The 14,596-nt window shown below is 41.1% G+C and carries 13 protein-coding genes; 5 read left to right on the top strand and 8 right to left on the bottom strand.

All coding sequences use genetic code 11. From position 1 onward, the window contains the following. Positions 1-81 precede the first annotated feature (81 nt). From ASU00_RS21055 to ASU00_RS21030, 6 genes are all read right to left on the bottom strand, one after another. On the bottom strand, positions 82-1,881 hold the full coding sequence (locus ASU00_RS21055; protein WP_057915424.1) for a S9 family peptidase: 1,800 nt from the start codon (positions 1,879-1,881) through the stop codon (positions 82-84). Between the two features lie 292 nt (positions 1,882-2,173). After that, complete coding sequence (locus ASU00_RS21050; protein ID WP_413783537.1) at positions 2,174-3,181, bottom strand: C40 family peptidase; 1,008 nt, start codon at positions 3,179-3,181, stop codon at positions 2,174-2,176. Between the two features lie 27 nt (positions 3,182-3,208). Further along, the gene (locus ASU00_RS21045) at positions 3,209-4,291 is read right to left on the bottom strand and encodes a dipeptide epimerase (protein ID WP_057915443.1); all 1,083 of its coding nucleotides are present in this window, start codon (positions 4,289-4,291) and stop codon (positions 3,209-3,211) included. 199 nt (positions 4,292-4,490) lie between these two features. Continuing rightward, entirely contained in the window at positions 4,491-4,808 is a 318-nt protein-coding gene (locus ASU00_RS21040; RefSeq protein WP_057915422.1) for a DUF3870 domain-containing protein, read from the bottom strand. A gap of 377 nt (positions 4,809-5,185) precedes the next feature. Then, a complete protein-coding gene (locus ASU00_RS21035; RefSeq protein WP_057915421.1) occupies positions 5,186-6,418 on the bottom strand; it encodes a Zn-dependent hydrolase in 1,233 nt (410 codons plus the stop codon). A 244-nt stretch (positions 6,419-6,662) separates the two neighbouring features. Next, positions 6,663-7,556: a hypothetical protein gene (locus ASU00_RS21030; protein ID WP_057915420.1), complete on the bottom strand. Its 894-nt coding sequence runs from the start codon at positions 7,554-7,556 to the stop codon at positions 6,663-6,665. A 935-nt stretch (positions 7,557-8,491) separates the two neighbouring features. Here ASU00_RS21030 and rocF point away from each other — a divergent pair. The 3 genes from rocF (at position 8,492) to ASU00_RS21010 (ending at position 11,249) form a co-directional block, all read left to right on the top strand. Next, positions 8,492-9,445, top strand: coding sequence for an arginase (gene rocF / locus ASU00_RS21020; RefSeq protein ID WP_057915418.1), 954 nt, complete (start codon positions 8,492-8,494; stop codon positions 9,443-9,445). Between the two features lie 93 nt (positions 9,446-9,538). Beyond that, positions 9,539-9,757 (top strand): hypothetical protein, encoded by a 219-nt coding sequence (locus ASU00_RS21015; protein ID WP_057915417.1) that lies wholly within the window; start codon positions 9,539-9,541, stop codon positions 9,755-9,757. Positions 9,758-9,812: 55 nt separating this feature from the next. Beyond that, a complete protein-coding gene (locus ASU00_RS21010; RefSeq protein ID WP_057915416.1) occupies positions 9,813-11,249 on the top strand; it encodes an amino acid permease in 1,437 nt (478 codons plus the stop codon). 438 nt (positions 11,250-11,687) lie between these two features. On the opposite strand, the gene ASU00_RS21005 is transcribed toward ASU00_RS21010, so the two are convergent. Continuing rightward, positions 11,688-11,972 carry a hypothetical protein gene (locus ASU00_RS21005; protein ID WP_057915415.1) on the bottom strand — a complete coding sequence of 95 codons (285 nt, stop codon included), beginning with the start codon at positions 11,970-11,972 and terminating at the stop codon, positions 11,688-11,690. 200 nt (positions 11,973-12,172) lie between these two features. Between ASU00_RS21005 and ASU00_RS21000 the strand changes: the two genes are divergently transcribed. Further along, the gene (locus ASU00_RS21000; protein WP_057915414.1) at positions 12,173-13,504 is read left to right on the top strand and encodes an oligosaccharide flippase family protein; all 1,332 of its coding nucleotides are present in this window, start codon (positions 12,173-12,175) and stop codon (positions 13,502-13,504) included. 369 nt (positions 13,505-13,873) lie between these two features. Then, a complete protein-coding gene (locus ASU00_RS20995) occupies positions 13,874-14,065 on the top strand; it encodes a DUF3934 family protein (protein WP_057915413.1) in 192 nt (63 codons plus the stop codon). A gap of 141 nt (positions 14,066-14,206) precedes the next feature. On the opposite strand, the gene ASU00_RS20990 is transcribed toward ASU00_RS20995, so the two are convergent. Next, complete coding sequence (locus ASU00_RS20990; RefSeq protein ID WP_057915412.1) at positions 14,207-14,572, bottom strand: DUF948 domain-containing protein; 366 nt, start codon at positions 14,570-14,572, stop codon at positions 14,207-14,209. Between the last annotated feature and the right edge of the window lie 24 nt (positions 14,573-14,596).

The following is a 14,596-nucleotide window of genomic DNA, read 5'->3' as shown; positions in this document are numbered from 1 at the left end:
CATCATGAGGTTCGATAAGAAAAACCCTGCCATTCATCATCCGTGATGTGGCAGGGTTTTTCGCTTTCAATCTAGCTTTGCTTAAACGTTCTCCGTAACTCCTGTGAATTGGTTTAAGAACGAAAGTATTTTTTGATAGACGGCAATTTCATTTTCTTTTTTTGAAAATCCATGTCCTTCATCTTCCAGAAGCATATACTCAACAGATCTTCCTTTTTCCTTCAAAGCTTTCACGATTTGATCCGATTCCTCTTTGACGACACGCGGATCATTTGCTCCCTGGATGACAAGCATGGGCTTATTCATGGAATCCAAGTAAGTGATAGGCGAGTACTCGATTAATTTCTCCCGATCTTTTTCCGGATTTCCTACCCACTGATCCATGACTGGCTTCCAGTCTTCAGGAACGGAATTGATGAATGAAAATAGATTGGAGGGTCCAAAAATATCGACTACCGCCTTAAAATAATCGGCATGACGGCCATGTAACAGCAGGGCCATATACCCGCCAAAGCTTCCGCCCATCAATAGTATGTTCCCTTTTTGTGCATAACCTTGCTCGATCAGCCAATCGAGGCCAGCTACATTATCCATGCGTGGTCCATTTCCCCAATCACCTTCTACCATTTTCATGAATTCCAAGCCATAACCAGTCGAACCGCGGAAGTTCGGTGCAAAAATACTATATCCGTTATTCAGGAAAAACTGAAAAGAGGCTCTGAAAAATTCACGTTCGGCTGCTTGAGGCCCGCCATGAGGCCAGAAAATGACTTCACCATTATCATTTTCCTTTTTTGCCCGAAAAAATAACGATTCGATCTCCAAGTTATCAAACGTACGGTACTTGATAATGTCCGGTTCAACCAATTCATTGGAATCGACACCTGGCACTGTATACTTAGTTAATGATACCCACTCATCACCCGTTTTTTTATAAATATTATGTGGCTTGGTTGCGCTCATTCCAGATAAGTAGAGTGCACCTGATTTTGCCACCTCAAGTTTTACAATGACACTGCACGGAATAGGGATGTTGCTCCAATTGCCATTTTGCAGATCAAGCTCGTATAAATGATCGACTACACCTTTCTCGCTCGCAACCAATAACAGCTGTAGCTCCTCATTATATTTAAGCATCGTAAAACTTTCATTTTCCAATTCTTTTATCTTCGTAAATTGGTTAGTTTCTAGATTGAAAGAGGCCAAATAAGTAAAATCGGAATCATAATCCGTCAATAAATATACCAATGAATCCGAGACGAAAACACCATGGGTGACTGTATGTTGTTTCTCAGATGGAGGAGTAAGCAACATATCCTTGCTTCCACACTTCGCATAGAGAAGGGAATATGTATTTGCATAGTGTTTGTGGTAAAGATAGGTTTTTTCATCGGGACTGAAACCGATGATATAGGTTGCCGCATCTTCCCCCTCGAGAATTTGCGTTTCCTGTCCTGATTCTAAGTCTAAGCAATAGGAATTTAGAAAGGACGGGTTTCCTCTCGACGTCGTGTAATACAGCCTTTGGCTGTCATTTGATAAAATCGGCATGAAATTTCGCGTGTTTTCATGATGGACAATCGCCTTCATCGCTCCGCCTTTCAAGGGAATCCCATAAAACTGGGTGTTTTCATTCCCGTCTTGATCAAAACCAGCAATGATGAACCGGCCTTGCTTATCAAATAATAGTTCTTGGCAGCTTTGATCAATGGATGTAAGCGGATATGGAAATGAGTTTGGTAAATCCATTCCCCACAAATTATACTTACCGCTCAAGTTCGTACTGAAAACCAGCTGTTTTTCATCCGGTCTTACTATAAAATCGCCGATCGAAAATGTTCGTAAAAACTGCTCAACATCAGGTTTTGGAAAAGTGATCATCGTTTAAAACCCCCTTTTTTCAATATATTGAATAATCCAATATCAATTATACCATATTTTACCTTACTATAATTAAATGAATGTTTTCCAGCTACTTCGAATTCAATCAACGCCTTGCATCTTAGATCACGATCTAATGCTTTCTCCTTGCATGTTGGTTTACAAAAAAGTGCCTGCCGACAATTCGATTCGATTCAGAGCAAACATGAAGCCTTGTTTATCGATTCTGTCCGTGAACGAGTAGAACGGATTTCGAAGTGGAGAGAAAAAGCACGCCTTAGGTCAGGCAAAATCAATCAATATACCTTTTTGCTCCTGCATATTCCTCACCATAACCTGATGTATTTATTTCATCTATTCTTACATGGGTAGAGCTGTTTGGTGAGTGGATCATTTTATCATCACCGATATACATTCCGACATGATGGACCTTCCCTTTCCCATTATCATGGGCAAAAAATAGTAAGTCGCCTGGTTTGAGGTTCTCTCGTTCTACCTTTATTCCATGTTGTGCTTGAATTGAAGAGTCCCTAGGAATCGTTATACCATTGGCATGATACATGGTATAAGTAAAGCCGGAGCAATCGTAGCCAAACCCGGACATTCCTGCCCATAGGTAAGGCAGTCCTAGAAATGCCTTACCGGATTGTACAATGTCATCACCTGTAGGGTACGGTATTCGACTCTCCTCTTTATGGAGTGAAACGTCTTTCTTATTCATCCATTTCACTCCATCACCTGGTGTCATCACCTTTACTTTATCCTTTTTCACCTGTAACAGCGGGAGGCGGGTATCGAAGCTGACTTCCATGAATTTCGACCGATGATTCGAATCTTTATAAAGCCAAGCCTTTGGTGCGTTTACAAGGGCAAATCCCCTTTTATACTGCTTCTCGAAGGTTCTGGCATTCGTTAATTGGTCCTTTGGCATCCAACCTGGATATCCTGCCTCATTACGAGGTGTCGGCTGATCGGCAACGGCTACTTTTACCCATTCACCCCGCTCTTCAATGATGGTCACTTTCGAGCCGTACAAGGCTTGTGTTTCCAGATTGCCGACAAGCCATAATTTGTCTTCATAATTCATCGCATCAAGCCAGTCTTCCAATTGCACGGGATTCGATGCCGAAGGCGCATCTATATCCCTTAATAGTCCCGGTTCGGTCCAAAGGGTTGCGACAGCTACATCAACATAAGCGGTTTTCTCCTTCTCTCTTGCACTAGCATCATGGGGATTGAATACGAAAAGACCTAGGGTAAAGAAAGATAAGATTAAAAGGGTAACGTCTTTAGTTCTAATCAAAATGATCATCCTCCCAAAAATATATTATTGAATGAAAGAGGGGTTCCTCTTAATTCCAAGTCCAGGTCGATCGGCAATGATGATTTGATCGTTGATGAATTGAATTCCTTCAAAAGGCTCATTCTTAATCCATAATGGTGCATCTAAGTCGATTTTTGTGATATTAGGATGGGCGATTGCCAAATGAGCTGCGGCCGCTACACTTACCTGTGCCTCCATCATGCTGCCAATCATGCATTCGACTCCGGCTGCTTCCGCCAAATCAGCTATTTGAAGGGCCCTTCGGATGCCTCCTGTTTTCATTAATTTAATATTAAGCAGATCAACCGCCTTTTCATTAAGGAGCCTCAAGGCATCGCGCGGCGAAAACAAACTTTCGTCAGCCATAATCGGTACATTGACGCTCCTTTTTATTTCTTTTAACCCTTCAATATCATGGGCTTGCACGGGCTGTTCCACCAACTCAACATTCAGCTTCCTATCCTCAAATTCATGAATGATGGAAATCGCTTGTTTTGATGTCCATCCTTGATTGGCATCAATCCTGATACTGACGTGTTCGCCAACAGCAGCACGAATGAGGGAAACCCGATCCACATCACTCCGCCAATCTTTCCCCAGCTTTATCTTCAACGTGGAAAAACCATTTTGAATAATAGGTAATGCGGCCTTTACCATTGCCTCAGGTTCATCTAGACTGATGGTCATATCGTTTTTCAAAGTATTTGATTCACCGCCAAGATATTGAAACAACGGGAGCTGCCACCTTTTACTGACTGCATCATACAAGGCGATCTCCACTGCAGCTTTTGCACTTGTATTGCCTACGCAAGTTTGTTGGATTAATCGAGACAACGCATTGATATTCTCAATGTCGCGGCCGATCAAGTTTGGCGCGATGACTTCTTCAATGATGGTGACGATCCCGCCAGTCGAATCACCGGTGATGGCAACAGTCGGAGCCGCCCCTCCCAGGCCTTCCGTTCCATCTTCCAGCAATACCGAAACCAATATATGTTCAATTTCCGTTGCTGTCCGCAACGCCGTCTTGAATGGCTTTACAAGCGGATATGCTTCCACTGAAACTTGTAAACTCACTATCTTCATCAAACAACATTCCTTCCTTAAAAGCTTGAGAGTATATATGATGTAATAAGCCCAAAATAGGTACCATTTGCCGGTTTTTCTATGCTCCCTCTTGCCCTGAATGCACAAATTGTAAAACCCTGCAAAAAAACCAGCTGCCAAAGAGAGCTGATGTCCTCTTTAACAGCTGGATTTCAGTTGCGAATAACAAAAGAAGCAGCTAAAGCTTATTAAGTTGCCGATATTTTATGCTCGCATTCCTTAAAGCGACAGTCAGTGCTTTCTGAGAGGAACCAAAATACCGTCTCTTGATTTCTTCCTCCAATTCATCGGTTTGAAGGATCGATTTACCGGCAAATATGGAGTGAATGAACCGCGCTGTGAGCGATATGGTGGTCGAGCATTCCACGTCGACAATATCATGTGTGTCACGATCAATGATGAAGCCGATAAAAAAGCAGTTAAACTGTTGCATGATGGGATTATTGGAAGCAGCCTTGGCTTCGCCAACAATATATATCGTACTTTGATGAAACATATTTTTTGTTCCTCCTGCCATTACAGATATCATAACAGGTATAAATAGGGTAGCTATTACAATATGAAATGGTTACACCCATTGTAATATAGGCTGACTGCACTCGACAATATATTTTGAAAATTCAGTCCTTTCGGATTATAGAAGAAAAAACAGATTGATTAGGCTCATACTTAGCATACCAGATTGTACAGCGGTTATAATCGATGAAATTGGTTGCTGCATTGTTTTTACGATTCCAATAGTGTTCCTCCATATCCACCGTACTGATCATAACAGTACGCCCGGAGAATTTAACTCCGCTATTCCATCGGCTGCCCATGCACAATCACAAGGGCTGAGAATATTTGCACGGTCTAAAAGCTTAGGCCACCACCTTATTTGTCTTGAAGCTTAAGGACCGTTTCCAATAGGACATTGACTCCTTTTTCACAATCCTCCCAAGTGGTCAGCTCTTCTTCACAATGACTTTTGCCGTTGATGCTTGGAACGAAAACCATTGCTGTCGGGATATAACTAGCGATAAACTGGGCGTCATGTCCGGCTCCACTAACCATCCTTTTATAAGGCAGCCCTAATGAAAGGGTCGATTGTTCAAGCAAGTCACAAATTGATTTGTCGAACCAAACCGTATTCCTGTCCCATAATTTTTTTACTTGGATGTCACAGCCACTTTCCGTGCCATTGGTTGCAAAACCTGCAATGATCTCCTCAACCTGTTTGATGACCTTTGGGTCCTTATGTCTTGCTTCTAGAGAAAATACCACTTTGTTGGGGATGACGGTATGGATGTTAGGAAAAACATTGACCCTTCCCATCGTGAATACCAGCTCGTCATGAATCATCGCTAACTTTTGCCTTGCCTCCATGATCAGGCTATTGGCAGTGAAAAAGGCATCTTTTCTCATATTCATCGGAGTGGTTCCAGCATGATCGGACTCCCCGGTGACTTCAATCTCATAACACACCATCCCCAGGACACATTCAACGACTCCTATCGTTAAAGATTCTCGCTCAAGGATGGGCCCCTGTTCAATATGCAGCTCTAAAAATGCAGTCGCTTCTTTTAAACGCACTGCTTCATCCCCTGCATAGCCAATCGCATGCAAAGCGTTTTCGAAGGTAGCTCCTTCACTATCCGTCTTTTTCAGCATCAGCGATTTTTCGAATTTACCGGAGAGAACGCCCGATGACATCATGGAAGGTTCAAACCTGGCTCCTTCTTCATTAGTGAAATTGACGATCATTATCGGGATTTCAGGCTGGATATTATTTTCCACTAAAGTCCGAACGACCTCGAGGCCGGCAGCCACACCCAAGATCCCATCAAACCTACCGCCCTTTTTTACAGTATCCATATGTGAACCCATCACAATGGGCGGTTTGTATTCAAGCCCTGCAAGGGTCGCATAAATATTTCCCATATCATCTACCTGAATCGCCATCCCCAATTCCTTGCAGCATGAGCAAAAATAATCACGGACTAACCGATCCTCCTCGGAAAGAGATAATCTTGTAACTCCGTTGTTTTCCGTGCGTCCAAAATCGGCAAACCTCTCGAGCGTACGACTCAGCCTATCCCCATTTATTAATACCCTTTGTTTTTTCAAAGCGAATATCCCCCTTTATATAATCAACCAGCATTCCACGCACCTTTTTTCCTGAAACCCCATTAAATTGTTTGAACATTCAGTTTCTTATAGTTTCATTCTATCTATTATTTATTGTGAAATCACTAGACAAATCGTTAATATTTTTATCGATTTGTTATACCTTTCATCTAATTATGTCTTGTTTAAATAATGAAAAGGGGACATAAGCACAGCTGCGCTTATATCCCCCGAAATTCCATTTTTAGTTCTTCTCACCTTCATCCAGCCTCCCGAATATGCCCACAGTCAAATACTGTTTATCTTCATTAAAATCCCATGGCCAATATCGAAGGGTTAATTTACTTTTATCGACTTCTTCCATAAAAGCTTTTAAGCCAATCAATGCAGCTCCATAGCCTAAGTTGGCTGCTAAGGAAAAAATGGCATTAATCCCTTCGTTGATGGTATCGCTATATTCAGGCTCAATCTTTGAAATATCCGACCAAGTAAGATAAAATCCATTTTGCTTGATACATTTGGATAAGGAGTGACTCAGTGTACGTACGATCTCATCCCTTAAATCCAAGAACCCCTCTTTTACCTGTTCCATCTCGTTTTCCTCATAGTTGGCTCCGTGCACAGCTAGCAAATCCATGGCCCAATTATAAAAAAGCTGAGTGTAAATCGCAGAAGTTGCTACAATGTCAAAATCATGATAATAGTTAGAGAAAACATGTTCAGAAAGCTGGCCCAGCCGATTTTCAGTATCCTTTACATACTGAATGATCACCTCTGCCTCTTCACCCCGATTCAACATCGAGGATAGATTTTCATCAAAACCCATTGTATCGAGGCCAGTAACATTAATTTTAACAAGCTGGATTTTTTTTCGAACAAGCTCTGGCAAATCCTTTATACCGTTTTCCATACTATCCTGATCTATATCAAATAAATAGATCGAATGGCATCGAGCTGCAAGATATTCCAAATCTAGATCATCGCAATTCCCAGCACCAATGATCGCCACTTTTTCAACTATCGGTTCCTTTGAAAAAACGGCTTCGAATAATCGTGTAACTTGGAGACGGTGCTGTTTCCACCTTATCTTTCTCCATTCATCTCGATCATGATTCATGTCCCTTTGAAAAGTTTCCAAGTAAATCGCTCCCTTTACGGTACGTTCCATTTAAATATAGTATCAAAGTATCCCAATAATGTGGTAACGAAAGGTGAACCTAGATCGTTTTATCATGAGTGAAAATGGACTCGTCCATTTAAAAAGCAGGCACCTTTTTCAAAAAAAATTTATTCTTTATAAAATAGCAAAAAATTTACAAGAATCTCTTATTGCAACAGACTCACCAAATAATGCACCACTTGTGAAAATAGTTCATTCCTCGCCGTTACACTTAGTCTTCCGAACATCTCTTCGGTCTTTTATCGGAATTTTTCTCATTCCCCCAACGGGTAAAAACCAGGATAATCTTTTAACTTATGAGATTATGAAAGCATCAACCTTTATTCATTTGGTTTGAGCAAATATTCACAAGTTGCTTCGACTTAAAGCTCCTATTCTTCTGACTCTATATCACTTCCTTGCTTTTCGACATGAATGCCTCCTCGTTCCATACATATTTCTAAATGTATTCATTAATGAAAAAATGCCTGAAAATCGTTATGCCAGAAAAGTGAAATGACTAGAAAAATCAGATTTTTTTCGTAATTCTTATTATATTCCAATAAATTTTTACAATCTTCCCACGATTTTTCACAGTCATTGCATCAATTTCTGAATAAAATCAGTCGTAAATTTTTGTTCACGCACTTTGTAATATATATACCTTTGTTAGATTTGGAATAAAATGAAACAATCATCCTAGTTGTTCCATCCCTTTCAGGAGTAGTATTTCTCCTTACTTTGTCCAGTTTTCCACTTTATTTCCCTTGTTGTCGCTAATCTTAAAACAGGGAATTCAACCTATGGATGTCACCCTTTTCCCAATCGTATAAATATTCAAAAAAATGTCGAGTTGAGTCATCGATCCTTTTACCCTTATACTAGGGGAGAAAACTGAAAGGGGAGAATCATACATGAAGAAAGAAATTTCAATAATTGGAGTCCCAATGGATCTTGGCCAGACTAGAAGAGGCGTCGATATGGGCCCTAGTGCCATCAGATATGCAGGATTGAGCGAGAGACTTGAAAACCTCGGCTATACAGTTCGTGATGAAGGAGATATAAAAGTAGAAATACAAGAAAGAGCACATAATGATTCAGACACAAATTTAAAGAACCTGCAGGATGTTGCAGAAGGTAATGAAAAACTGAGCCAAAAAGTGGCTGAAGTCATCCAATCGAATCGCTTTCCTCTAGTATTGGGTGGAGATCACAGCATTGCCATTGGCACATTAGCCGGTTTAGCTAAGCATTCCGAAAACTTAGGTGTCATTTGGTATGATGCACATGGCGATTTAAACACAGCGGAAACCTCGCCATCTGGAAATATTCACGGTATGTCCCTGGCAGTAAGTCTAGGCCTTGGCCACCCTGCTCTTACTAACATTGGCGGATACTCCCCAAAAGTCAAACCTGAGAATATCGTCATCATTGGTGCCCGTTCATTGGACCAAGGTGAAAAGGAGTTAATTAGAGAAAAAGGGATTAACGTTTATACCATGCATGAGATTGATAGAATGGGTATGACAAGAGTAATGGAAGAATCGATTGCCTACCTGAAGGAACGTACGGAGCATGTACATTTATCTCTAGATCTTGATGGACTTGATCCAGATGATGCACCCGGAGTAGGAACACCTGTAATGGGAGGAATCAGCTACCGAGAGAGCCACCTAGCGATGGAAATGCTGGCTGAAGCTAATATCATTACATCTGCCGAGTTTGTAGAAATCAACCCAATTCTGGACGAGCATAATAAAACGGCTGAAGTGGCAGTTGCTTTAATGGGCTCATTGCTTGGAGAAAAGTTATTATATGGAGCAGAAGATCACTTTATTAAAGCTGATTTACTGGAAGAAGTTAAGTAAGTGTCATTCACTAAAAGACAATCTATAGGAATATAGTAAGCTTTCATTCATGGATTATCCATTGAAAAAGCCCACGCTACGTAAGGATGCTTGATGCTTGAGCATAGAAGGATCAAACTTTTCATCCCTGATTTCCTGACGCTTGGCTTCCTTTTCTTTATTGATCGGCGCTATCGATATGATTTCTGCACCGGAATCGCGTTCACTGTCCGAAATGCAGAAGTGATTTCTTATCCGAGGGAATTCAACAGCAACTTAGATACAAAAAATCAAGCTTTTACACATGTGCATGGAAAAACACATATTCCCTAATACCGTCCTAACATAAATGAAACCGTTTGCACCCATCAGGTAAAGGAGTTTTTCAATGAAAACAGCAGAATATCAACCAAATGAATTAAAACGGAGCATGAAAGCCAGACATTTATTCATGATTTCTATCGGGGGATGTATTGGTACGGGCTTTTTCATAGGATCAGGCTACACCATTCATGAAGCAGGAGCCCTAGGTGCGATCCTCTCGTACATAGTCGGCGGTTTCATCATGTATTTAACGATGTTGTGTTTAGGTGAACTATCCGTTGCAATGCCGGTTGCCGGTTCATTTCAAACATACTCGACCAAATTCATCGGTCCTGGGACCGGCTTTGCCATAGGATGGCTATACTGGCTAGGTTGGGCCGTAACCGTTGCCTTGGAATTTCTGGCAGCAGCACAGCTTATGCAAAGGTGGTTTCCTGAATCGCCCGTGTGGATGTGGTGTGCAGTCTTCGCGTTGCTCATATTCATGCTCAACGCTTTATCGGCAAAAGCCTTTGGTGAATCGGAGTTTGTTTTTTCAAGCATCAAGGTATTGGCCATCATTCTGTTCATCGGAGTTGGCGGTGCAGCCATGTTTGGTCTCATTGATATGAAGGGCGGACAAGAAGCGCCGTTTTTCTCGAATTTTTTCTCTGAAGGTCTATTCCCGAATGGCATATCCGCCCTGCTTATCACGATGATTACAGTGAACTTTTCTTTCCAGGGTACAGAGTTAATCGGAATTGCTGCAGGTGAAAGTGAAAATCCGGAAAAAGTCATACCTAAATCCATTAAACAAACGGTATGGAGAACGCTTTTCTTCTTTGTTCTTTCTGTAACTGTACTCTCTGCTTTGATTCCAAGAGAAAAAGCGGGAATCGCTGAAAGTCCTTTCGTTGTCGTCCTGGATAGTATCGGCGTTCCGTATTCGGCTGACATCATGAACTTCATCATTCTGATTGCACTATTGTCGGTCGCCAATTCCGGTCTTTATGCTGCGACACGTATGCTGTACTCGCTATCAAGGGAAGGCATGGCAAGTCCTAAGCTCGGCATGGTAAATAAGAGAGGCGTTCCACTCAATGCGTTACTTATCACCCTTGCCATTGCTGGACTATCTTTACTTTCCAGCTTCATCGCTGCAAAAACCGTATTTGTTTTTCTTCTCTCCCTGGCAGGTTTAGGGGCGCAAATTGGCTGGATAGCCATCGCTGCGTGCCTTCTCGCTTTTAGAAGGGCCTATAAGCGCCAAGGAGGAAAAATAGAAGATATCAAATTTAGAGTACCATTATATCCGTTCATACCTATATTAGCTTTAATAACAAACTGTATCGTCATGATCAGTTTGGCATTTGTTCCTGAGCAGCGTATGGCCCTATATTGTGGCGGAGCATTCTTCATTGGTTGTTATGTGGTTTACCACTTTAAAGTAAAGAAATCCAAGAAAGCGGATACAACTCAACAAGAAGTGCAATTGACCGAGGGTAAAAAAATGGTCATTTAACACCACTATAAGGAATGAAAGAAGTCAACCCTTGATTGTTCATTGCTTGGTTTCTCTCATTCGCTTCAGATATTAAAAAGAAGAAGTAACCTGGATGCTTACGCACATAAGGTTACTTCTTCTTTTTGTGATATCCGGCTGTTTCCATCCGTTTTGAACATGCTGGGATGCTAACGTGTATATTAATAGGAGGAAAATCATCTATAACGTGTTGCGTTAGCCTTCGAATTTGCTTACCAGGACGCGTATCCTCCGCAGGAGTCTCGCACACCTGCTCTGATCCAATTTGTTTTAACTTTTAAAAGAGCCTCCCCACCTTAATCTGTGCGCTTGTATCACATGAAAATATATTGAAGAGCCAAACAAGACTGTGTATAAGCTAAGCTTTATAAGGTTACCTTTGCCTAACGTCGGAGTTTTTAAATTCTAAAAACTACTTCATTCGAATCGATTAGTTTTATTTTTTGCATATTCTTTCAATCTAGGCAGAATGGGCTCCAAAATTTCCTTGGCTATGTAATCTGTTTCCAATCCAATGAAGCGACTGCCTTCTAATTCGACAGATCTTGCTTCTTTTGGGTCATTGCAGAAAATGAATGATATGATACCACTATCTTCCACCATGTCGACATATTTAAATGCGATGTCATGCCTCGAAAGGCAGCTTTCAAATGCAATGCACAATTCATCTATGTTTGCTGGACTAATAGATGTGAATTTCATAATGATCATCCCCTCTGCTACAGGATAGCAAAATAAACCTTCAAATACAAAGTGTGATTCTTTTTTTAATTTCATTCAGGGATAATCAGTATTTTCATAGCGATAATCGACGGATGTATCACTTCGAACGGAGCTCCTTATGAATATTCCATGGCATGTCTCATATCTATATACAAACACCTTGTTAGGAGTGGGCCAACATGAAGTCTTTTTATAAAGGGACGCTCATTTTGATAGTTGCAGCGTTTTTCGGGGAGTGTATCGAGTTTTTGGTGAACATGATCCTAGCCAGGGAATTACACGAAGAGGGCATGGGGTTATATATGTCGCTACTGCCCATTTTCTTTTTGATATATGTGATTGCCAGCCTTGAATTACATATTTCCATATCAAAATTCGTTGCCGAAAATAAACAGGCATTGCACTATAACCTGATCATCCATGCCCTTAAAATGGCTGTAGTCGTCGTCTTGATCATGTGTGTAGTCATGCCGTTCATCCTTTCTTATTCATCCATGATGGACCGTTATCATCCTTATGTTAAATGGCTGCTCATTACCTCGATACCAATCGTCGCCTTTTCTTCCATTGCGAGAGGGTATTTCATGGGTGTCCAACAAATGGGGAAAATCGCCTTTTCCAACTTTTTAAAAGATATCATTCAATTCGGTTTACTTTTCTTCATTTTCAACTTATTTCACTTTAACCAAGAAAAGTCCCTATTAATGGCATTTTTTGTATTGATCGGCAGTGAGTTCATCGTTTTTCTATATTTGGTCAACCTGCTGATACTGCAAATGCGTATCATGGGGCGAGGAACGAACTCACGCACAACCGGTAAACATGCTCGCCAAACGTTATTGGCGGTATCGCTCCCGACCATGGGCTTAAGGATTTTCCATGCGATAACGAATGCGATACAGCCATTTTTGATTCATGCGGCACTTCTCTCGGCAGGCTTCGGGGCGGTCGTGGCAACTGAGCATTTCGGGATGCTAACGGGTGTTGCGATGACCATCGGCTTCTTTCCGGCTTTTATCGCGCATTCCCTAATGATCATGCTCATACCGAATGTTTCGAACGCGCACAAAAATCAGGACAAGGAAAAGTTGAGGATATTATTGCAGAAATCGATGTCTTTTACAGTGTTGTATGGGGTCCCTGCGGTGTTTTTCATTTATTTCTTTGCCGAACCATTGACCTCACTCTTTTTTTCATCAACCTCTGCAGCATATTATTTAAAATTATTATGTCCTTACTTCCTTTTTCATTTTTTTGTCATTCCCATGCAAGCCTATCTTATCGGGTTAGGTTTAGTGAAAGATGCTTTCATCCATACCGTATGGTCCCATATCGTCGCCTTCTTAATGATGTATTTCCTAGGTTCTCAGGCTTCACTAAATATGGGAGGCATCATCTTAGGAATGAATACAGGCGCCGTATTATTAACTCTCATGCACTATGTGACCATCTGCAAAAAAATCGGGATAAGCATCTTATTGACGAAATCCAGTTCGATTTCCATAAAGTGATGGACTGTTACTCATTATCATCCACCCACTTTTCCTAAATACATGAATCAACATCGCTTTTGTTAGAAGTGGCGAAACTTCGTAAAACGCCTTATCAAAAATGTCATGCATTTTTGATAAGGCGTTTTAAAGTATTTCCGCAATATTTTCATGGCTAAGCTGGTGTGAAATCCTTTACCTGTTTAGGCAAAAAGCGATTAATATAGGGGTCATTACATGCCTACTGTGACACCTTTTTAAGGATTGACGATAAAAATATTGAGCCTTTTCCTGTACATATCAGCTTAGTTGCTGTATATTTCAACATACTTGGGTAATAATCAAGTAAAATGGTTTAATGTAACCATACAATAGTAATGGAGTGATTTCATGAGTAAAGCTAAGGCGAAGAGTGGTACGGGTAAAGGGACGGGCACAGGAACGGGCAAGAAGGGCTGGAATCGTTGGAAAACGGGCGCCAACAAGAAAAAAAGCGCAAAGCCTTACGTGAGTAAAGGAGTCAAGCATTCCAATGACTCTAAATCTACAGGCAACCCGACTGGTGAAAATTCGGATAAATAAAGGGTATTGTTTAATGTCCTTCTGTTCCATATTCTCATACAGGCAATTATAAATCTGTATGAGAGACATGGGTCCAATCATACATACTATTAAAAAGACACTCCTCATACCGGTAGTGTCTTTCGTGTTTTTACGTGTTATTCATTTGATTTGGCTCTTCGTTTTGATAGCATTGATTTTTTTCGGTGAAAACTCTGTGCGAAATCCGTTTGTGGCTTTTTTGACGGAGTCTGTCACGGAATGAATTGCTTCCCCAACATCCTGTGCGGAATCCAATAGCGGTTCCACCGTTTTCATTTTCGCTTTCACATCGTCTGTGATATCGTTTGCCGTTTGTAATAATTGTTTCGATTCACCCGATAAATCGTGGATGGCATTTCTCACTTCAACCAATGTTTTATTGGCTTCTCCTATCGTCACCATGCCCTTTTGAAGTGTAGCAATCAAAAAAACGACGAGCCATAGGAACGCTAAAGCGATTGCAGCGACACTATATTCAATAATCATGATTAAAGCTCCCCCTCTAAATTT

The sequence above is a fragment of the Peribacillus muralis genome (assembly GCF_001439925.1).
Lineage (GTDB): Bacteria > Bacillota > Bacilli > Bacillales > DSM-1321 > Peribacillus > Peribacillus muralis.
The sequence above is the reverse complement of the archived record's forward strand: the minus strand, read 5'-3'. Positions and strand labels throughout refer to the sequence as shown.